At 67.5% G+C, this 17,730-nt stretch carries 22 protein-coding genes and 1 other RNA gene; 9 read left to right on the forward strand and 14 right to left on the reverse strand.

Annotated elements, in window-relative coordinates:
- Positions 1-182: 182 nt before the first annotated feature.
- Both mpl and AC5P57_RS15020 read left to right on the forward strand, forming a co-directional pair.
- Positions 183-1,547, forward strand: a complete 1,365-nt coding sequence (gene mpl, locus AC5P57_RS15015; RefSeq protein WP_099552945.1) for a UDP-N-acetylmuramate:L-alanyl-gamma-D-glutamyl-meso-diaminopimelate ligase — start codon at positions 183-185, stop codon at positions 1,545-1,547.
- Positions 1,544-2,122 (forward strand): LON peptidase substrate-binding domain-containing protein, encoded by a 579-nt coding sequence (locus AC5P57_RS15020; RefSeq protein WP_099552946.1) that lies wholly within the window; start codon positions 1,544-1,546, stop codon positions 2,120-2,122. Before mpl ends, AC5P57_RS15020 begins: the two co-directional genes overlap by 4 nt.
- A 96-nt stretch (positions 2,123-2,218) precedes the next feature.
- Here the strand turns inward: AC5P57_RS15020 and AC5P57_RS15025 are convergent, their stop codons facing one another.
- Positions 2,219-4,213, reverse strand: coding sequence for a bifunctional DedA family/phosphatase PAP2 family protein (locus AC5P57_RS15025; RefSeq protein ID WP_099603980.1), 1,995 nt, complete (start codon positions 4,211-4,213; stop codon positions 2,219-2,221).
- A gap of 85 nt (positions 4,214-4,298) precedes the next feature.
- Between AC5P57_RS15025 and AC5P57_RS15030 the strand changes: the two genes are divergently transcribed.
- Positions 4,299-4,961 (forward strand): serine/threonine-protein kinase, encoded by a 663-nt coding sequence (locus AC5P57_RS15030; RefSeq protein ID WP_495219643.1) that lies wholly within the window; start codon positions 4,299-4,301, stop codon positions 4,959-4,961.
- A 14-nt stretch (positions 4,962-4,975) separates the two neighbouring features.
- Complete coding sequence (locus tag AC5P57_RS15035; RefSeq protein ID WP_278252902.1) at positions 4,976-5,464, forward strand: DUF2867 domain-containing protein; 489 nt, start codon at positions 4,976-4,978, stop codon at positions 5,462-5,464.
- 51 nt (positions 5,465-5,515) lie between these two features.
- Here the strand turns inward: AC5P57_RS15035 and AC5P57_RS15040 are convergent, their stop codons facing one another.
- Positions 5,516-6,199, reverse strand: coding sequence for a hypothetical protein (locus AC5P57_RS15040; protein WP_099552950.1), 684 nt, complete (start codon positions 6,197-6,199; stop codon positions 5,516-5,518).
- 108 nt (positions 6,200-6,307) lie between these two features.
- On the opposite strand from AC5P57_RS15040, the gene AC5P57_RS15045 reads away from it, so the two are divergent.
- Positions 6,308-7,126: an SDR family oxidoreductase gene (locus tag AC5P57_RS15045; RefSeq protein ID WP_099552951.1), complete on the forward strand. Its 819-nt coding sequence runs from the start codon at positions 6,308-6,310 to the stop codon at positions 7,124-7,126.
- Between the two features lie 60 nt (positions 7,127-7,186).
- Here AC5P57_RS15045 and AC5P57_RS15050 read toward each other — a convergent pair whose 3' ends face one another.
- Positions 7,187-8,059 (reverse strand): ion transporter, encoded by an 873-nt coding sequence (locus AC5P57_RS15050; protein WP_099552952.1) that lies wholly within the window; start codon positions 8,057-8,059, stop codon positions 7,187-7,189.
- A gap of 63 nt (positions 8,060-8,122) precedes the next feature.
- Between AC5P57_RS15050 and AC5P57_RS15055 the strand changes: the two genes are divergently transcribed.
- Complete coding sequence (locus tag AC5P57_RS15055; RefSeq protein ID WP_010484016.1) at positions 8,123-9,349, forward strand: acetylornithine transaminase; 1,227 nt, start codon at positions 8,123-8,125, stop codon at positions 9,347-9,349.
- A 53-nt stretch (positions 9,350-9,402) separates the two neighbouring features.
- On the opposite strand, the gene AC5P57_RS15060 is transcribed toward AC5P57_RS15055, so the two are convergent.
- Positions 9,403-10,005: an HAD-IA family hydrolase gene (locus AC5P57_RS15060; RefSeq protein WP_099552953.1), complete on the reverse strand. Its 603-nt coding sequence runs from the start codon at positions 10,003-10,005 to the stop codon at positions 9,403-9,405.
- A gap of 122 nt (positions 10,006-10,127) precedes the next feature.
- Here AC5P57_RS15060 and azu point away from each other — a divergent pair, with 122 nt between their 5' ends.
- The gene (azu, locus tag AC5P57_RS15065; RefSeq protein ID WP_075676335.1) at positions 10,128-10,577 is read left to right on the forward strand and encodes an azurin; all 450 of its coding nucleotides are present in this window, start codon (positions 10,128-10,130) and stop codon (positions 10,575-10,577) included.
- A gap of 70 nt (positions 10,578-10,647) precedes the next feature.
- Here the strand turns inward: azu and hemL are convergent, their stop codons facing one another.
- Together hemL and thiE are read right to left on the reverse strand one after the other, a co-directional pair.
- A complete protein-coding gene (hemL, locus tag AC5P57_RS15070; protein WP_099552954.1) occupies positions 10,648-11,937 on the reverse strand; it encodes a glutamate-1-semialdehyde 2,1-aminomutase in 1,290 nt (429 codons plus the stop codon).
- 16 nt (positions 11,938-11,953) lie between these two features.
- Positions 11,954-12,580, reverse strand: coding sequence for a thiamine phosphate synthase (gene thiE / locus AC5P57_RS15075; RefSeq protein ID WP_099552955.1), 627 nt, complete (start codon positions 12,578-12,580; stop codon positions 11,954-11,956).
- 34 nt (positions 12,581-12,614) lie between these two features.
- Between thiE and AC5P57_RS15080 the strand changes: the two genes are divergently transcribed.
- Positions 12,615-12,839, forward strand: a complete 225-nt coding sequence (locus AC5P57_RS15080; protein ID WP_080354805.1) for a rubredoxin — start codon at positions 12,615-12,617, stop codon at positions 12,837-12,839.
- A gap of 59 nt (positions 12,840-12,898) precedes the next feature.
- Here AC5P57_RS15080 and AC5P57_RS15085 read toward each other — a convergent pair whose 3' ends face one another.
- The 8 genes from AC5P57_RS15085 to AC5P57_RS15120 all read right to left on the reverse strand — a co-directional run bounded on the left by AC5P57_RS15085 (position 12,899) and on the right by AC5P57_RS15120 (position 17,024).
- Positions 12,899-13,744, reverse strand: a complete 846-nt coding sequence (locus AC5P57_RS15085) for a SirB1 family protein (protein WP_005410904.1) — start codon at positions 13,742-13,744, stop codon at positions 12,899-12,901.
- 135 nt (positions 13,745-13,879) lie between these two features.
- A complete protein-coding gene (locus tag AC5P57_RS15090; RefSeq protein ID WP_099552956.1) occupies positions 13,880-14,326 on the reverse strand; it encodes a DUF192 domain-containing protein in 447 nt (148 codons plus the stop codon).
- A gap of 21 nt (positions 14,327-14,347) precedes the next feature.
- Positions 14,348-14,995, reverse strand: coding sequence for a ribose-5-phosphate isomerase RpiA (gene rpiA, locus AC5P57_RS15095; protein ID WP_006389802.1), 648 nt, complete (start codon positions 14,993-14,995; stop codon positions 14,348-14,350).
- Between the two features lie 22 nt (positions 14,996-15,017).
- A complete protein-coding gene (locus AC5P57_RS15100; RefSeq protein WP_495219646.1) occupies positions 15,018-15,497 on the reverse strand; it encodes an EVE domain-containing protein in 480 nt (159 codons plus the stop codon).
- Positions 15,494-16,087, reverse strand: coding sequence for a 5-formyltetrahydrofolate cyclo-ligase (locus AC5P57_RS15105; RefSeq protein WP_099552958.1), 594 nt, complete (start codon positions 16,085-16,087; stop codon positions 15,494-15,496). Before AC5P57_RS15105 ends, AC5P57_RS15100 begins: the two co-directional genes overlap by 4 nt.
- An 83-nt stretch (positions 16,088-16,170) precedes the next feature.
- Positions 16,171-16,356: non-coding RNA, 6S RNA (gene ssrS / locus AC5P57_RS15110), on the reverse strand.
- A gap of 153 nt (positions 16,357-16,509) precedes the next feature.
- On the reverse strand, positions 16,510-16,806 hold the full coding sequence (locus tag AC5P57_RS15115; RefSeq protein ID WP_005410899.1) for a cell division protein ZapA: 297 nt from the start codon (positions 16,804-16,806) through the stop codon (positions 16,510-16,512).
- Positions 16,803-17,024, reverse strand: coding sequence for a TIGR02449 family protein (locus tag AC5P57_RS15120; protein WP_005410898.1), 222 nt, complete (start codon positions 17,022-17,024; stop codon positions 16,803-16,805). Before AC5P57_RS15120 ends, AC5P57_RS15115 begins: the two co-directional genes overlap by 4 nt.
- A gap of 154 nt (positions 17,025-17,178) precedes the next feature.
- Here AC5P57_RS15120 and AC5P57_RS15125 point away from each other — a divergent pair, with 154 nt between their 5' ends.
- Positions 17,179-17,727 (forward strand): UPF0149 family protein, encoded by a 549-nt coding sequence (locus AC5P57_RS15125; protein ID WP_099552959.1) that lies wholly within the window; start codon positions 17,179-17,181, stop codon positions 17,725-17,727.
- The last annotated feature ends 3 nt before the right edge of the window (positions 17,728-17,730 follow it).

Consider the following 17,730-nt stretch of genomic DNA (forward strand, 5'->3'; position numbering starts at 1 on the left):
GGGGAGTAGGACCGGTTCGGGTACTGCGGCTGGCAGTTCGAATTGTGTCCGGGTTCACAGAACATCGCTATCGGGAATTCCCTGACAGAAGATTGGAGTTTTCTCACATCCGGTGTAGGACTTGTCTTACCCGGGGGCGGACATTGGCCCTATACAGCCGTCATCGGTCACAATCCCCGGTCATGAGCAGCGTACATATCCTTGCAATCGCCGGCACCTTCATGGGCGGCGTGGCCGCCCTGGCGCGGGAACTCGGCCATACGGTCAGTGGCAGCGACCAGGCCATCTACCCGCCGATGTCGACCCAGCTGGAACAGCTGGGCATCACCCTGGACCAGGGCTATCGCGCCGACAGCGTGCCGGCCGGAACCGATGAAGTGGTGATCGGCAACGCGCTCTCGCGCGGCAATGCGGCCGTGGAGGCCGTGCTCGACGCCGGCCAGCGCTACATTTCGGGTGCGCAGTGGCTGTCCGAACAGGTACTGCCGGGCCGCGACACCCTGGCCGTGGCCGGTACCCATGGCAAGACCACCACCACCACCATCCTCACCTGGCTGCTGGAAAGCGCCGGGCGCTCGCCGGGCTTCCTGATCGGCGGCGTGGCCGAGGATTTCGGCGTTTCCGCGCGCCTGGGCCAGGGCCGCGAATTCGTGGTCGAGGCCGATGAGTACGACACCGCCTTCTTCGACAAGCGCAGCAAGTTCGTGCACTACCGGCCGCTGGTGGCCATCCTCAACAACCTTGAATACGACCACGCCGACATTTTCCCGGACGTGGCCGCGATCCAGCGCCAGTTCCACCATCTGGTGCGCACCGTGCCGGCGCGTGGCCGCCTGATCGTCAACGGCGAGGATCAGCACCTGGCCGAGGTGCTGGCGATGGGCTGCTGGACCCCGGTCGAGCGCTTCGGTTTCGACCCGTCCCTGGAATGGCATGCGGAACTGCTGGCTGCCGATGGCAGCGCGTTCCGTGTGCACCATCGCGGGCAGGCGCTGGGCGATGTGCAGTGGTCATTGCTTGGCCGTCACAACGTGCTCAACGGCCTGGCCGCGCTGGCCGCTGCACATGCAGTGGGCGTGGCGCCGTCCGAGGTGATCCCGGCGCTGGCGCGCTTCCGCAGCGTCAAGCGCCGCATGGAAGTGATCGGCAGCCACGACGGCATCACCGTCTACGACGATTTCGCCCATCATCCGACCGCGATTGCCACCACGCTGGAAGGCCTGCGTGCCAAGGTGGGCGATGCGCGCATCGTGGTTGCAATGGAGCCGCGCAGCAATTCGATGCGTCTGGGCGCCCATGCGCAGGCGCTGGCGCCCTCGCTGGCGCTGGCCGACGAAGTGGTGTTCCTGCACCGCCCGGAACTGGCCTGGGATGCCGCCGCTGTGATCGCCGCGGTGCGTGGTGAAGCGCACGCGGTGCCGGATACCGCCGCGCTGCTGGCGCAGCTGCAGGCCAGCGCGCGCAGCGGCGACCACGTGGTGTTCATGTCCAATGGTGGCTTCGACGGCGCACCGCGCCGCTTCCTTGCCGCGCTGCAGGCCCGATGAGCAGCGATACGATACTGCCACTGTTTCCGCTGCACACCACGCTGGTGCCGGGTGCAGCGGTGGGCCTGCGCGTGTTCGAGCGGCGCTACCTTGATCTGGTGCGCGACAGCGGCCGTAGTGGCGAAGGCTTTGGTGTCTGCCTGATCCTCGACGGCCAGGAAGTGGGGGCACCGGCAACACCGGCGGCCTACGGCGTGCAGGTGCGCATCGAAGACTTCGATGTCGGCGCCGACGGCGTGCTGCAGCTGCGCCTGCGCGGCACCCGCCGCTTCCATGTCGAGCGCACCCGCGTGCGCGACAATGGCCTGGTGGTGGCCGATGTGCGCTGGTGCGAGGAAGACCCCGATGACGAACTGCGGCCGCAGCATGCACTGCTGGCCACGGTGCTGGGGCACATCATCGAGCAGGCCGGTGAGGCCTATGCGCCGGCCAATCCGGCGCTGCTGGACCAGGCCAGCTGGGTCGGCTGGCGGCTGGCCGAGCTGCTGCCGCTGAGCGAGCAGCAACGTTTGCAGCTGCTGCAGCTGGATGACCCGCACCAGCGGTTGCAGCAGTTGCTGGGCTGGATGCCGTAGAAGCCATCCACGCATGGCGTGGATCTACACCGCCGGGCATGGCCCGGCGCTACCCGTCCGCGTTCCGGTAGCGCCGGGCCATGCCCGGCGGATCCATCACGGCTGCGTCTTCAACCGAAGCACCGGCAGCCCGGTTTCGCTGTGCACGTCCTCGCGTTGCGGCAGGTCCTGCACGGCGTCCTTCACCGCGTTCAATGCCGGGTCGACACCGCGCAGCGGGTGCCACATGCCGATCCATTCGAAGTGGCGCTCGTAACGCAGGGTCTGTGCACTGCCCAGCCACAGCGGCGTGTTGCCCGGCTGCAGCTGTGCCGGTGCCGGCCACAGGCGCAGCACATAGCGCTCATCCGGCTTCGCACCCTGGCGCACCATCAGCAGCGCCTCCACGCGCGTTTCCAGCGTGGCCGGCAGCACCGGCAGTTCGTCGGCGCCGGTGTTCTTGTCCAGCATCAGCAGCGCCTGCTGCCAGCCGGCCTGTTCCTGCCGCTTCCAGCCGCGCGCTTCCAGCTGCGCCTGCAGCGGCGCCAGCGGTCCCGCCACCTGCACGTCCAGCGGCCAGCGCTGGTCGTCGTCGAACTCGTTGCGGCGCGCCGGCAGCGTCACCCAGTCGTGCTGCCACCAGGCCTGCATGTCCATCGCCTGCGGGGCCGGCAGGGTCGGTTCGAAGCGTTCCAGCTTCACCGGGATGTTACGTGGCGCATAGCACATGGCCGCCACGGCGAAGACGCCGTAGAACAGCCAGGCCACCGGCTTCACCCAGAACGAGCGGTTGAAGCGGCGGCGGTAGGCGATGCCCAGCACCAGCAGCCAGAACGTGCCGAACAGCATGCCGCCGATCACATCGCTCAGCCAATGCGCGCCCAGGTACAGGCGCGAGAAGCCGATCAGGCTGACCACGATGCCCGAGACCAGGTACGGCCAGACGCGGGTGCGGCCGGGCATCTCGCGTGCGATCAGCACCGCGAAGAAGCCGAAGGTGATGGTGGCCATGGTCACCGAAACCGACGGGAAGCCGAAGCCACTGCTGGCATCGACAGGCCGCACCACATCCACGGTGGCGCCGAGCAGCATGGTCAACGCCAGGCCGAAGGCCAGGGCTGCCAACCAGTGCGCGGCGGCCATCCAGCGCCGGCGCCAGATCAGGTAGCCCATCGCCGCGGCCGTGGCCGGCAACAGCACCTGCCAGGCGCCGAGCGAGGCCAGGGCCGCCATCGGGTAGTCGGCCAGAGGATTACGCAGCGCCAGCATGGCCTGGTGCACCAGCAGGTCGATGGCCAGCGGCTCACCGTGTGCGACTACCACGGTCAGCAGCGCGAACCAGCCCCAGCCCAGCAAGAGCAGCATCAACGCCAGCATCGCCAGCGGCACCGATTCGCGGCGCTTCGGGTCCAGCACGCCGACGGTGTAGCGGCCCAGCGTCGGGTGGCGGTTGGACCAGTCCAGCAGGCGTGCCAGCCAGTTGTCCATGCGCGCGGCCGACCAGCGGTAGCCGTACAGCACGATGGCCCAGACCAGGCCAAGGATCACCGCGAGCAGGCCGACCACCACCACCAGTCGACCGGCCACGGCAGCCACCGCGTCATACGCTTCGCCGAGGATCCAGCCGGGGGCCAGGAACAGCACTGCCCAGGAAATGCTGGCGATGCCGCTGGCCTGCACGTAGCGGCTGGCGGGCATCTTCATCATGCCGGCGATGGCCGGCACGAATGGGCGGATCGCGCCAACGTAGCGCGCCACCAGGATGCTCTTGAATGCATTGCGGCGGAACAGGTTCTCGCCACGGTCGAGCAGCTGCGGATAGCGGCTGAACGGCCAGATGCCGCGCAGTCGATCGCCCCAGCGACGGCCGATCCAGTAGCTGATGCCATCGCCGGCAAACGCACCCAATGCCGCAGCCGCCACCGCGTACGGCCCGGAGATCTGGCCCAGGCCAATGAACACGCCCACCGCGAACAGCAGCGGCAGGGCCGGCACGATGGCGCCGAGAATGATCACCGCATCGCAGAAGGCGATGAGGAAGATAACGGCACCCGCCAGCACGGGGTGAGCGGCAATCCACGCGAGGGTGGCGTCGATCCATGAAGAGTCCATTGCCCGATTATAGGGGCGTGAAGGTGACTGGTTCCCAGCCGCTTCGTGACCGTTTGCAACCGGCGCCATCGCCTAGAATGGGGGCATGCCGCATATGCCAGACGCTCCCCACCATGCTTTGAAGGCCGACAGTTTCGGTCAGATCCTTCTGGTTGAAGGGCCCGACGGCCCGTTCGTACGCCGCGATCTGGGCGCCACGCCGCTGTGGCTGCGGTTGCCCGCGTGGTGGCTTGCACGTCGCGAGGCGCGCGCGCTGCGCCATATCCATGGCATGGCCGATGTGCCGCAGCTGCTGGCCTGGGATGGCCGCCACCTCGACCGCAGCTTCATGGCCGGCGATGCCATGTACCAGCGTCCGCCGCGCGGCGACCTGGCCTGGTTCCGTTCCGCACGGCGCCTGCTGCAGCAGCTGCACCGCCGTGGCGTGGCCCACAACGATCTGGCCAAGGAGGCCAACTGGCTGGTCACCGAGGATGGCCGCCCGGCGCTGATCGACTTCCAGCTGGCGGTGATCGGCAACCCGCGCTCTCGCTGGATGCGGCTGCTGGCCCGCGAGGACCTGCGCCACCTGCTCAAGCACAAGCGCATGTACTGCCGTGAATCGCTCACTCCGGTGGAAAAGCGCGTGCTCAAGCGTACCTCGTGGGTGCGCGAGCTGTGGTTCGCCACCGGCAAGCCGGTCTACCGCTTCATCACCCGCCGCATCCTGCACTGGGAAGACAACGAGGGGCAGGGACCGAAGCCGTGAGTGCATCGCAGGTGATGAGCGCCCCGCCCAGCGCGGGTAGCGTGCTGCTTGCTCAGCTGCCCGGTGCGGAGTTCGTGCACGCCTGCCAGGCCACCACCCGGCGCGACGGGCGTACCGCACTGCAGGCCTACCGCGACATGGCGGCGACCATTCCCGGCTGGTTCGATGGCCTGATGGCACTGCGCAACCACGGCATGCGCCTGCTGGGCATGAAACATCTGGGTTCGTTGCGGGCGGTGCAGGACACTGTCGATCCGGCTCCCGGCCAGCGGCTGGGCATCTTCACCCTGCAGTCGCTGGATGACGATGCCATCGTGCTGGAAGACGATGATCGCCACCTGCGCGTACAGCTTGCCCTGCAATGGCAGGGCGACGTGCTGGAAGTGGCGACGGTGGTGCACACGCACAACGCGTTCGGGCGCCTCTACATGCTGCCGGTCGCGCCCGTGCACAGGTTGATCGTGCCGCATCTGCTGCAGAAGCAGGTGCAGGCGTACCGGTGACGCGACACTGCGTCCGCCGGGCGTGGCCCGGCGACACGCGGTGTTTCCGGGCTACGGCGTTGCCGGTACCACCTGCTGGCCGATGAAGTTGCGCTTGGCATCGAAGTCATAGGCGATCTGCAGCTGGCCCACGTCCGGGCAGGCGTGGCAGTCGCGCAGCGGTGTGCGGTACAGCAGGCGTATGCCGCCACCCTCCAGCGGTGTCGCTCCGGCCGACTGCGCAGGCGCGAACGGCGTGGCCTGCGGATTGGCTTTCAGCAGCTCCTGCACGACCGGGTCGGCACGCAGCGTGTCGTCCAGCTGCACGGCGTCCACATCGATGCGCTTGCCGCCGGCGTCGACCAGGCGGGTGCCTTCGTTCGTGTTGGCGCGGAAGGGATACTCGACCGTGGCAATGCCCAGCCCCTCGTTCTCATGCCAAGCGGTGACATACGCCAGTTCCCCGGCGCTGGACAGTTGCTCGGCGGCGGTGATCGCCTCGGCGCTTGCTCCCCCCGCACGCATCGCATCGCGCAGGCAGTCGCGGGTGGCGGCAGTCTCGCCCTGGCGGCATGCGTTCAGATCGCCATCCCAGACCACGGCTTCGCTCCAGCGCATCTTTCCGTCGGCGGCGGCCTTCTCCGCGCTGGGCGCGTCACCGGCGGGCGGCTCCTTGCCGGGTTCCGGCGAACGGCCCTGGCAGGCAGTCAGCAGAACAAGCCCCAGGGCAGGCAGCAACAGGCGGGAACGGCGCATGGCGTGGACCTCGTGCGTTGTCTGGAGGCCCGAGTATCGTCAAGGCCGGGTGAACTCCGCGTCGGCGCGGCATACTAGCGGCTCATTGCATACGCTGGAGTGTGGAACGTGGGCAGTCTGCAGGGCAAAACCCTTTTCATCACCGGTGCCTCGCGTGGCATCGGCCTGGCCATCGCACTGCGTGCTGCGCGCGACGGCGCCAACGTGGCCATCGCGGCCAAGTCGTCGGTGCCGAATCCGAAGCTGCCGGGCACCATCCACAGCGCTGCCGAGGCGGTAACGGCGGCCGGCGGCCAGGGCCTGGCGCTGAAGTGTGACATCCGCGAGGAAGAGCAGGTACAGGCCGCAGTTGCCGCCACGGTCGATACCTTCGGTGGCATCGACATCCTGATCAACAACGCCAGCGCGATCTGGTTGCGCGGCACGCTGGATACGCCGATGAAGCGTTTCGACCTGATGCAGCAGGTCAACTCACGCGGCAGCTTCCTGTGCGCGCAGGCCTGCCTGCCGTACCTGCTGCAGGCGCCGAACCCGCACATCCTCACCCTGGCACCACCACCGAGCCTGGAGCCGAAGTGGTGGGCACCGCACACCGGCTACACGCTGGCAAAGATGGGCATGAGCTTCGTCACCCTGGGCCTGGCTGCGGAGTTCGGTCCGCAGGGCGTGGCGGTGAACGCCCTGTGGCCGCGCACGGTGATCGCCACCGATGCGATCAACATGATTCCGGGCGTGGATGCGGCCGGTTGCCGCACGCCACAGATCATGGCCGACGCCGCGCATGCGGTGCTGGTGCGCGAAGCGGCCGGCTTCCATGGCCAGTTCCTGATCGATGATGAAGTGCTGGCGCAGGCCGGCGTCACCGATCTTTCGGGCTACGCGGTGGATCCGTCGCGGCCGTTGCTGCCGGACCTGTTCCTGGATTGAGGCGCGGGCATCCACGTGTGACCGCCCACGGGTAGCGCCGGGCCATGCCCGGCGAACCCCTCAATGGTTGAACGCATCCGGCAGTTCGCCGCCGCACTTGCGGCAGTGCCGTGCATCCGGCTCGTGGCCTTCCAGCCCGCAATGCGGGCAGCCGCGCGCATCACGGCGCGCGGCCAGCTCGGCTTCGCGCATGGTGCTGGCCAGTTCGGCGGTGTAGATGCCGGTGGGCACGGCGATGATGCTGTAGCCGATCAGGATCAGTACCGAGGTGACGAAGCGGCCGAGCACGGTCTGCGGCACGATGTCGCCGAAGCCGACCGTGGCCATGGTCACCACCGCCCAGTACATGCTGGCCGGGATATTGGTGAAGCCGTGTTCGGGGCCCTCGATCACGTACATCAGCGCACCGGCGATGATGGTGATGGTGATCACCGTGAACAGGAACACCAGCACCTTGCGCCGGCTGCGCCACAGCGACGTCATCAGGACGCCGCTTTCCTCGATGTAGCGGGTCAGCTTGAGGATGCGGAACACGCGCAGGATGCGCAGCGCGCGCACCACCAGCAGGCTCTGCGCGCCGGGGATGAACAACGACAGGTAGGCGGGCAGGATCGACAGCAGGTCGATGATGCCCCAGATGCTCACCGCGTAACGCAGCGGGCGCTTGACCACCGCCAGCCGCAACAGGTACTCGGCGGTGAAGATGATCGTGAAGCCCCATTCCAGGATGTACAGGCCGGTGGACCATTCGGCATGCAGGTGCTGCACGCTGTCGATCATCACCACCAGGATGCTGGCGACGATCGCCACCACCAGGAGCAGGTCGAAATTGCGCGAGGGTCGCGAGTCGTGGCGGTAGATGATGTCGAACCACCGACGGCGCCAGCCGGTCTCGGTGGCGGGGTTCAGCTGGGGGGCGGAAAACGGTCGCATGGGCGCATTGTGCCGCAGGGGTTCCGGCGCGAGAATGGGGATTCCTGAACCCTGCCGACTGCCATGACCGCCGCTACCGATCCGCTGATCTCCCTTTCGCACTATTACCTGCCGGTCTACAAGCCCCGCCAGGTGGTACTGGAGCGAGGCCAGGGCGCCCGCGTGTGGGACAGCCAGGGCCGTGAGTTCATCGACCTGGCCGCCGGCATCGCCGTGTGCGGGCTGGGCCACAACGATCCGGACCTGGTGGCCGCGCTGGTCGAGCAGGCCGGCAAGCTCTGGCACACCAGCAACGTGTTCTACAGCGCGCCGCCGCTGCACCTGGCCGAGGAGCTGGTGAAGGCCAGCCGCTTCGCCGAGCGCGTGTTCCTGTGCAACTCCGGCGCCGAAGCCAACGAAGTGGCGATCAAGATGGTCCGCAAGTGGGCCTCCAGCCAAGGGCGCCCGGCCGACAAGCGGGTGATCATCACCTTCCGTGGCAGCTTCCATGGCCGCACCATGGGTGCGGTGACCGCCACTGCCCAGCCGAAGTACCAGGAAGGCTACGAGCCGCTGCCCGGTGGCTTCCGCTACATCGATTTCAACGATGAGGTGCAGCTGGAAACCGCCATGGCCGCCGGCGACGTCGCCGCGGTGATGCTGGAGCCGATCCAGGGCGAGGGCGGCGTGATGCCGGCCAAGTCCGGTTTCCTCAAGCGCGTGCGTGAGCTGTGCGACCAGCACAACGCGCTGCTGGTGCTGGATGAGATCCAGGCCGGCATGGGCCGCACCGGCACCCTGTTCGCGCATTGGCAGGACGACGTGGTGCCGGACATGGTCACCCTGGCCAAGGCACTCGGCGGCGGCTTCCCGATCGGCGCGATGCTGGCCGGCCCGAAGGTGGCCGAGACCATGCAGTTCGGCGCGCATGGCACCACCTTCGGCGGCAACCCGCTGGCTGCTGCGGTGGCCCGCGTGGCACTGCGCAAGCTGGCCTCGGCGGAGATCGCCGCCAATGTCAGCCGCCAGTCGAAGGCGCTGCGCGATGGCTTCGCGCGCATCAACGAAGAATTCGGCGTGTTCAGCGACGTGCGTGGCCGTGGCCTGATGCTGGGCGCAGTGCTGAGCAAGGACTTTGCCGGCCAGGCTGGCGCGATCCTCGACCACGCTGCCGAGCAGGGCCTGCTGACCTTGCAGGCCGGCCCGGACGTGCTGCGTTTCGTGCCGTCGTTGAACATCACCGACGAAGAAGTGGCCGAAGGCCTCAAGCGCCTGCGTGCGGCGATTGCTGCGTTCATCGCAGCGCGCTGAAGCCATGGCAGTGGGGTCGGATCCCTCTCCTGCGGAGAGGGCTCTGACCCCGATCAGCTCACCGCGTAACGCTTCAACACCTTGCCCAGTCCACGGCCATCGCGCACGGTTTCCGCATGCAGGCCGGCGGCGCGTGCACCGCGCACGTTGGCGAACAGGTCATCGACGAACAGCGTGTGCGCAGGCGCTGCATCGAGCATCTCCAGCGTGCGCAGGAACACCTCCGGTGCCGGTTTGCGCAGGCCGAAATCGGCGCTGCAGAACACGCGACCCAGCAGGGCAGGGAACAGCTCCGGCAGCAGGGCAGGCAAGGCCTGCTTCATCAGTGCGCCATTGTTGGTCAGCACCGCCATCGGCAGCTGCAGGGCCTGCAGCCGTTGCAATACGGCTGGCTGCGGATGGCTGGCGGCCCGTCGCGCCGCGGTCCATGTAGCCACATCGACAGTCGTGCCCAGCAGCTCCCCCAATCGCGCCAGATAGGCCGGGCCATCCAGCGCGCCATTGTCATGCGCGGCTTCCAGCCCGCTGTCGTACAGCGCAGCCTGCACGGCCTGCGTCGGAACCCCCAGCGCCCGCGCCAGGTGCAGCACACGCTGCGCGCGCTGGTACTGCACCAGCACGCCATCCACATCCAGCAGCAACAGATCGATCCGCATCGGCCGAGCATGCCATCGTGGCCGATGTGCGGAAACCCTGGAGTACGCGTGCGACAGACGGTCGCAGACACGGCTGCAGGTGCCTGCCTAGAATGGCGCTTGAACCTGCAGGAGACGCAACGATGAAGGCTTGGATGGTGGCAGTGGGACTGGGCGCGCTGATGCTGGCGCCGTCGGCGATGGCACGGGTGTGCGCGGTGAGCATCGACAGCACCGACCAGATGAGCTTCAGCAGCCGCGAGATCAAGGTCGCCGCCGACTGCTCCGCCGTGGACCTGACCCTGCGTCACACCGGCAAGCTGGCCGCCACTGCCATGGGCCACAACTGGGTGCTGACCCGCACCGCCGATTACCAGCCGGTGGCGATGGCGGGCATGCGCATGACCCTGGCCGACAGCTACCTGCCGAAGGCTGACAAGCGCGTGCTGGCACACACCAAGGTGATCGGCGGTGGCGAGACCACGCGCGTGCGCTTCTCCACCCAGGGCCTGCAGAAGGGCGGCGACTACACCTTCTTCTGCTCGTTCCCTGGCCACTTCGCGATGATGAAGGGCAAGTTCGTCTTCGGTTGAAAAAAGGGGACGGAGGGGATTAAGTCGTTTGTGCACAAACGACTTAATCCCCTCCGTCCCCTTTTTGCGATCAGCCCTTGGCGGCCTTGAACGCCACGCGGGCGGCGGCCAGCGTCGCTTCGATCACCGCATCGTCGTGCGCGCTGGACAGGAAGCCGGCCTCGTACGCCGACGGTGCCAGGAACACGCCCTGGTCCAGCATGGCGTGGAAGAAGCGGTTGAATGCCGGGATGTCGCAGGCGGTGGCCTGCGCATAGGTCTCCACCTTCTCACTGGTGAAGAACAGCCCGAACATCGCACCCACGCAGGTGGTGGTCACGGCCACGCCGGCGTCGGCGGCGGCCGCTTCCAGGCCGGCGCACAAGCGCGCGGTGCGCTCGGCGAGGTCGGCATGGAAACCCGGCTGCTGGATCAGCTCCAGCATTGCCAGGCCGGCGGCCATCGCCACCGGATTGCCGCTCAGCGTGCCGGCCTGGTAGATCGGGCCGGCCGGTGCGATCTGCTGCATCAGCTCGCGGCGACCGCCGTAGGCACCCACCGGCATGCCGCCGCCGATGATCTTGCCGAAGGTGGTCAGGTCCGGGGTGATGCCGTAGTGCGCCTGTGCACCACCGAGGGCGACGCGGAAGCCGGTCATCACTTCGTCGAAGATCAGCAGCGCGCCATGCTTCGTGCACAGTTCGCGCAGATGCTGCAGATAACCGTCGCGCGGCGGAATGCAGTTGGCGTTGCCGACCACCGGTTCGATGATCAGGCCGGCGATGTCGTCACCCTGCTGCTCGAACAGCGCAGTGGCGGCTTCGAAGTCGTTGTAGGGCAGGGTCAGGGTCAGTTCGCTCAGGCCGGCGGGCACGCCCGGCGAGGTCGGTACGCCCAGGGTCAGCATGCCGCTGCCTGCCTTGACCAGGAACGAGTCACCGTGGCCGTGGTAGCAGCCCTCGAACTTGACGATGCGGTTGCGGCCGGTCGCACCGCGGGCCAGGCGGATCGCGGACAGCGTGGCCTCGGTGCCGGAGTTGACCATGCGCACCATCTCGCACGACGGCACCAGGCGGGTGATGGTTTCGGCCATGGTCACTTCCGCCGCGCACGGCGCACCGAACGACAGGCCATTGTCGATCGCCTTCTTCACCGCCTGGCGCACCGCCGTGTGGTTGTGGCCGACGATCATCGGGCCCCACGAACCGACGTAATCGATATAGCGGTTGCCGTCGACGTCGTACAGGTAGGCGCCGTCGGCGCGCTCGACGAAGAACGGTTCGCCGCCAACCGACTTGAACGCACGTACCGGCGAATTGACGCCGCCCGGCAGCAGCTGCTGGGCACGGGAGAACAGGGCGTGGGACTGGTCGTGGTTCATGGGGCTTTCCTGGGCATTACGCGAACTGGGCGAGGTAGGCGCGCTGGGTCGCGACCGGGTCTGGTGCGGCATAGATACCGCTGACCACGGCCACCAGATCGGCGCCGGCGTCGATGATGGGACCGACATTGTCCGGCGTCAGCCCGCCGATCGCCACCCGCGGCACGCCCAGTGCGGCGCTTTGCCGCAGCAGGTCGGTATGGGCGCGGCTGGTGGTGATCTTGGTGGTGGTCGGGAAGAACGCGCCGAAGGCCACATAGCTGGCGCCGGCCGCCACGGCCTTCTCGGCATTGGCCAGCTGGTCGTAGCAGGAGGCGCCGATGATGGCCTCGGTACCGAGCAGGGCGCGCGCGCTGGGGATGTCACCGTCGGTGCCGCCCAGGTGCACGCCGGCTGCGCCCACCGCATGGGCCAGCGCGGGGGCATCGTTGATGATCAGCGGTACGCCGTAGTGTGCGCACAGCGCCTGCAGCGCGATCGCCTGCTCCTGCCGCAGTGCATCGCTGGCGGTCTTGTTGCGGTACTGCAGCCAGGTGGCGCCGGCGGCCAGCAGCGGCGCGGTACGGGCCAGCAGGCGTGCGGTATCGGGCTCATCCGGGGTGATCAGGTAGACGCCGCGGGGCGCCGGGGAAGCAGAAGTCATCGATGGCTACCGGTGCGTGGGCCGCAATGGGACAATGGCGGCCCGTGAATCCAGCCCCGATTATCCGATGAGCGACGCCACCCCCACCACCCTGCGAACCTGGATGTGCGTGGTCTGCGGCTTTCTTTACAGCGAAGCGGAAGGCTTGCCGGAAGAGGGTATTGAGCCCGGGACGCGCTGGGAGGACATTCCCGAGACCTGGACCTGCCCCGACTGTGGCGTGACCAAGGCCGATTTCGAGATGGTCGAGGTCGATTGATTGGTGGGCCACCCGGCCCATCCGGTGGGTGTGGACCGTTGGTCCACACACCCACACCCTCAATGCAGCCGCGGTACCGGCCCGCCGAGGTCGATCAGCTTCTCACGCAGCCACTGCGCATCGCTGGCTTCCGGGTTGCGCTTCAGATACTGCCCTAGGTCGTGACGGGCACCGGCCAGGTACTCCAGCTGCAGGTACGCAAGGCCGCGGTCGCGCAGGGCGTCGTCCTGTTCGGGTGCCAGCTTCAACAGGCGGTCGGCGCTGCGCGCGGCACGGTCCCATTCACCGGCTTCGGCGTAGACACCATGCAGGTTGCGCAGCATGCGCATGAGGATGGCGCGTGCCGGGGCCGGGTCGAGGATCTGCGCCAGCACCTGGTCGTCGGGCATCTGCCCACCCAGGTGTGACTTGGCCCGCTCGCGCAGTTCGTCCACGTCCAACGGGCGGCCACCGTTGAACGGGTCCATCACCAGCACGCCGTCGTCCACTGGCAGGCGCACCAGGAAGTGGCCGGGGAAGGACACGCCATCCAGCGGGATCCCCAGCCGGCGCGCGACTTCCATCTGCACCAGCGCCAACGAGATCGGGTTGCCCAGGCGGCGCTCGAACACCTGGTTGAGGTAGCTGTTGCGCGGGTCGTAATACTCGTCGTGGTCGCCGCTGTAGCCCAGCTCGTCGAACAGGTGGCGGTTGATCGCCGCCATCTTCAATGGGCTGTTGTCGATGCTCTCCACTTCCGAGCGGAGGTGGTCCACATGGCTCTGGATCAGCGCGTCGTAGGTGGACGGCTGCAGATCGGGGTATTCATCGCGCGCGATCAGCAGCGCGGTCGGCAACAAGGGCAGCGCCTCGTCTTCGAGGTCGGCCAGTGCATCCCAGTCGGGGAGTGTGATCCGGTCCTGCATGACCACAGACTGGCGTCATTCGCAGGCGGTTTCAAGCAGTGTCGCGTGAAAAATTCAGGGGTCAGATCCCTTTCGCCTGCGAAAGGGATCTGACCCCGGTCGGGTTGGATTGCCGGCCAGCGGCCGGCACTACCCCTATTTTTCGATGCCCGGGCCGAAGGTCAGCGCGGTGCCGTCCTTCAGCTTGAGCTTCTCGGCCTGGCCTGCATTGAGCTCCAGCACGTACCGGGCCGGACCACCGCTGGGATACGGCGGGCACATGTCGCCGGCCGAGCACGGCGGAACGTCGCGCTGCTGGCTGACCAGCCTGCGCTCGCTGTCGAAGTACAGGATGTCCAGCGCGATCCTGGTGTTCTTCATCCAGTACGCCTGCATTTCCTCGCGGTCGTGGATGAACAGCATGCCGTGGTCGGCGGCCATCTGGTCGCGGAACATCAACCCGCGCGCGCGGGTTTCATCGTTGGTGGCCAGCTCGACCTGGTAGCGGGCGCCATCCAGTTCGACCCAGTGGCGGGCCGCATCGGTGGCGCAGCCGGCCAGGGCCAGCAGCGGGAGCATCAGCAGCGAACGCAACAGCGACATCGTCAGGATCCTTCGAAAGGGTCAGAGCACGACCGGCGGCTCGCCACCGACGATCACCACATCGGCACGGCGGCGCGCGAACAGGCCGACGCAGACCACGCCCGGCAGCTGGTTGAGCTCGCGCTCCAGCTTTTCCGGATCGGTGATCTGCAGGTTGTGGATGTCCAGGATCTGGTTGCCGTTGTCGGTGACCACGCCTTCGCGCCAGGTCGGCTGGCCGCCGGTCATGTCGCGGATCTGGCGGGCGACCAGGCTGCGTGCCATCGGGATCACTTCCACCGGCAGCGGGAATTTGCCCAGCACCGGCACCTGCTTGCTCGGGTCGACGATGCAGATGAAGCGCTCGCTGGCCTCGGCGATGATCTTCTCGCGGGTCAGCGCGGCGCCGCCGCCCTTGATCAGGCACTTGTTGGCGTCGCACTCATCGGCGCCGTCCACGTACAGCGACAGGTTGCCGCTGTGGTTCAGCTCGATCACTTCGATGCCGTGCTGCTTCAGGCGTGCGGTGCTCTGCTCGGAGCTGGACACGGCGCCCTTGATGCGGTGCTGGATGCGGGCCAGGGCATCGATGAAATAGGCCACGGTGGAACCGGTGCCGACACCGACGATCATGCCGTCTTCAACGTACTCGATGGCTTTCTCGGCGGCCAGGCGCTTGGCTTCGGACATGGGAGAACTCTCAGGCAGGGAATCAGGATTTCTTTTCCAGCGACAGCAGCAGCTTCCACTGCGCGGCGGTCACCGGGAACACCGACAGGCGGTTGCCCTTGGCAACCAGCGGGAAGCCCTCGCCGAGTTCTTCGGCGTGCAGCTTGATCTCGTCCAGCGCGATCACCTGCTTGAGCTTGCGGTCGAAGCCCACGTCCACCAGCATCCAGCGCGGGTTCTCGCGCGTGCTCTTGGGGTCGTGGTAGTCGGATGTCGGGTCGAACTGGGTGTCGTCGGGGTAGGCCGGGCTGGCCACGGTGGCCAGGCCAACGATGCCCGGCACCTTGGTATTGGAATGGTAGAACAGGATGCCGTCACCCACCTGCATGCCATCGCGCATGAAATTGCGCGCCCGGTAGTTGCGCACCCCGTTCCAGGGTTCGACCTTGACCTTGGCCAGGTCATCGATGGAGAAGGCGTCCGGTTCGGACTTCATCAGCCAGTAGCGCTTGCGGGCGGTCATGCGTTCACGGGGGCAGCGGAGGGGAACAAGGTGCCGTCTTCGGTGCAGATCGCATCCACCGGCACGTCCCACGACGCCACCGGCAAGGACTCGACCTGCTGCACCGCGAACGCAGCACCGACCAGCCAGGGCGGCGCCGGCCGGTCGTGGCGGAAGGCGAAGCTGCGATCATACCAGCCGCCCCCCATGCCCAGCCGCCGGCACTGCGTGTCGAAACCCACCAGCGGGGTCACCACCAGCGCCATCTGCGCCGGTTCCAGGGTGTCTTCCAGCGCCACGTCCGGCTCGGGAATGCCGTAGCGGTTGCTGGTCAGCGGCTGCCCGGGCCGCCACGGTGCGAAGCGCAGCACGTCGTCGGCCAGCACCGGCAGGCAGTAGGTGAGTCCTTCGGGCAGCTGCAGCTGCCAGCGGTGCAGGGCGATTTCGCCATCCAGCGCCCAGTAGCCGGCCACGGCGCCTTCGCGCGGGGCGAACGGCAGGGTCAGCAGGGCATCGGCAAGCGATTCGGCGGCGGCGATGCGCTCAGCGGCGGAAAGGTCGCGGCGGCGTTGCCGCAGGTCGTGGCGCAGGGCCTGGCGCGGGTCGGTCATGGCAGCGTGCGGCAAGGATCAGCCGTCATTGTGCCGGAAAGAACAAGGGCGACGCCCGAAGACGCCGCCCTTGCTGGAATATTGCATTCTCCGCAATGTCGATGCATGCGAAACGACCTTGAACCCGGGGGCTCAAGTGGGAACGCTGGAGAACCATCGGGCTTCCCGCTACAAGGCGGACCTGCACTCCCGGCGCTGTCGCGCTCCCGGTGTCGTTCTTAAGGGACAAGGCGAATGTTTGCACATGCCGTCGAGTACCGCAGAGAACGCGTGGCCATTATAGCCAGCGCGCAGGATCTGGATAGGCCGTTCGTCGGCAACAGTCCGTGCCAATTCAGATACGCGAAAAGGGGACGGAGGGAATCAAGGCGTTTCCAGCACGGAAGGGGCGAATGCGCCTTGATTCCCTCCGTCCCCTTTTTCTATGGGGTGCCGTCGATCGCGCGGTCCAGGCGCCGGTTCAGGTCGGCCAGCGTCTGCTGCAGCGCCACGGCCTGGCGGGCGTTCTCGTCGCGCAGCAGCTGCAGTTCGTGGGCCAGGTTCAGCGCGGCCAGCACGGCGACGCGGTCGACGGCGGCCATGCGGTTGCTGCCACGGATCTCGCGCATGCGCGCATCCAGCAGGCGCGCGGCGGCCATCAGGCTGTCGCGTTCGTCGCCGCCGACGCCCACCGTGTATTCACGATCGAGGATGCGGACACTGACCGGTTCGGCGCTCATGTGTGCTGCTCCAGGGATTTGAGCCGGCTGATCATTGCTTCCACCCGCGAGCGTGCCTGCTCATTCTTGGCCAGCAGCGTCGAGCGCTCGGCCACCAGCTGTTCCTGCTGGTGGCGCAGGCTGCGGTTCTCCTCGGCCAGGCGCTGGTTGCGTTCAAGCAACGCTTCCACGCGGGCGGCGAAGTCCTGCAGCTGGGCAAGGGGATCGGCGGGTTCCATGCGGGCACGATAGGCAAGCCGGGTAAGGGCGGTCAAGCGTTGTCGCAGCAAGGCTGGACGGCTGCGGAGAGGATGCCGTCGGGTTGCTACACTACCGAGTCTCACGGGCGCGCGCGTGCGCGTCCCGGGTTTCCTTATCCGAACGAGCCGCACGATGACCGAACTTCCCTCCGTCGACGACGTTACCCGCGCCAGCCACGAACTGGGCCTGGGCGCCACCGCTGCCGAGCTTCATGGCGCGCTGTGCGGCTGGCTGGCCGCTGGCGGCGCCGCCGGCAACGACTGGCCGGCGCGCGTGCTGGCCGACGACAACCTGCCGCCGGTGGCCGACGACAGCGTGCTGGCGCAGCTGCTGCAGGTCACCATCAAGCAGCTGGAAGACCGCGACTTCGCCTTCGAACTGCTGCTGACCGACACCGACGACGTGTCCGCGCAGGCCGACGCCATGTTCAGCTGGACCCGCTCGTTCCTGGGCGGCTTCGGCCTGGGCAGCGGCGGCCGCCGCCCGGCCCTGTCCGAGGAAGGCGAAGAAGCGCTGACCGACATGGCCAGCCTGGCCCGCGCCTCCAGCGACGATTTCGAGGCCGGTGGCGATGATGATGATGAAGCCCTGTCGGAGATCGAGGAATTCATCCGCGTGGCGGTGCTGCTGCTGCACGGCGACGTGGTGCTGGCCTCGCGCCATCGGCAGCGCCTGAACTGATGG

This window comes from Stenotrophomonas sp. YJH_SMC_79 (assembly GCF_059367995.1).

Excerpts from the sequence above, each read along its gene's own strand:
- mpl (WP_099552945.1), top strand. The coding sequence starts at position 183 with ATGAGCAGCGTACATATCCTTGCAATCGCCGGCACCTTCATGGGCGGC.
- AC5P57_RS15020 (WP_099552946.1), top strand. The coding sequence starts at position 1,544 with ATGAGCAGCGATACGATACTGCCACTGTTTCCGCTGCACACCACGCTG.
- AC5P57_RS15025 (WP_099603980.1), bottom strand. The coding sequence starts at position 4,213 with ATGGACTCTTCATGGATCGACGCCACCCTCGCGTGGATTGCCGCTCAC.
- AC5P57_RS15030 (WP_495219643.1), top strand. The coding sequence starts at position 4,299 with ATGCCGCATATGCCAGACGCTCCCCACCATGCTTTGAAGGCCGACAGT.
- AC5P57_RS15035 (WP_278252902.1), top strand. The coding sequence starts at position 4,976 with ATGAGCGCCCCGCCCAGCGCGGGTAGCGTGCTGCTTGCTCAGCTGCCC.
- AC5P57_RS15040 (WP_099552950.1), bottom strand. The coding sequence starts at position 6,199 with ATGCGCCGTTCCCGCCTGTTGCTGCCTGCCCTGGGGCTTGTTCTGCTG.
- AC5P57_RS15050 (WP_099552952.1), bottom strand. The coding sequence starts at position 8,059 with ATGCGACCGTTTTCCGCCCCCCAGCTGAACCCCGCCACCGAGACCGGC.
- AC5P57_RS15055 (WP_010484016.1), top strand. The coding sequence starts at position 8,123 with ATGACCGCCGCTACCGATCCGCTGATCTCCCTTTCGCACTATTACCTG.
- AC5P57_RS15060 (WP_099552953.1), bottom strand. The coding sequence starts at position 10,005 with ATGCGGATCGATCTGTTGCTGCTGGATGTGGATGGCGTGCTGGTGCAG.
- azu (WP_075676335.1), top strand. The coding sequence starts at position 10,128 with ATGAAGGCTTGGATGGTGGCAGTGGGACTGGGCGCGCTGATGCTGGCG.
- hemL (WP_099552954.1), bottom strand. The coding sequence starts at position 11,937 with ATGAACCACGACCAGTCCCACGCCCTGTTCTCCCGTGCCCAGCAGCTG.
- thiE (WP_099552955.1), bottom strand. The coding sequence starts at position 12,580 with ATGACTTCTGCTTCCCCGGCGCCCCGCGGCGTCTACCTGATCACCCCG.
- AC5P57_RS15080 (WP_080354805.1), top strand. The coding sequence starts at position 12,615 with ATGGCGGCCCGTGAATCCAGCCCCGATTATCCGATGAGCGACGCCACC.
- AC5P57_RS15085 (WP_005410904.1), bottom strand. The coding sequence starts at position 13,744 with ATGCAGGACCGGATCACACTCCCCGACTGGGATGCACTGGCCGACCTC.
- AC5P57_RS15090 (WP_099552956.1), bottom strand. The coding sequence starts at position 14,326 with ATGTCGCTGTTGCGTTCGCTGCTGATGCTCCCGCTGCTGGCCCTGGCC.
- rpiA (WP_006389802.1), bottom strand. The coding sequence starts at position 14,995 with ATGTCCGAAGCCAAGCGCCTGGCCGCCGAGAAAGCCATCGAGTACGTT.
- AC5P57_RS15100 (WP_495219646.1), bottom strand. The coding sequence starts at position 15,497 with ATGACCGCCCGCAAGCGCTACTGGCTGATGAAGTCCGAACCGGACGCC.
- AC5P57_RS15105 (WP_099552958.1), bottom strand. The coding sequence starts at position 16,087 with ATGACCGACCCGCGCCAGGCCCTGCGCCACGACCTGCGGCAACGCCGC.
- AC5P57_RS15115 (WP_005410899.1), bottom strand. The coding sequence starts at position 16,806 with ATGAGCGCCGAACCGGTCAGTGTCCGCATCCTCGATCGTGAATACACG.
- AC5P57_RS15120 (WP_005410898.1), bottom strand. The coding sequence starts at position 17,024 with ATGGAACCCGCCGATCCCCTTGCCCAGCTGCAGGACTTCGCCGCCCGC.
- AC5P57_RS15125 (WP_099552959.1), top strand. The coding sequence starts at position 17,179 with ATGACCGAACTTCCCTCCGTCGACGACGTTACCCGCGCCAGCCACGAA.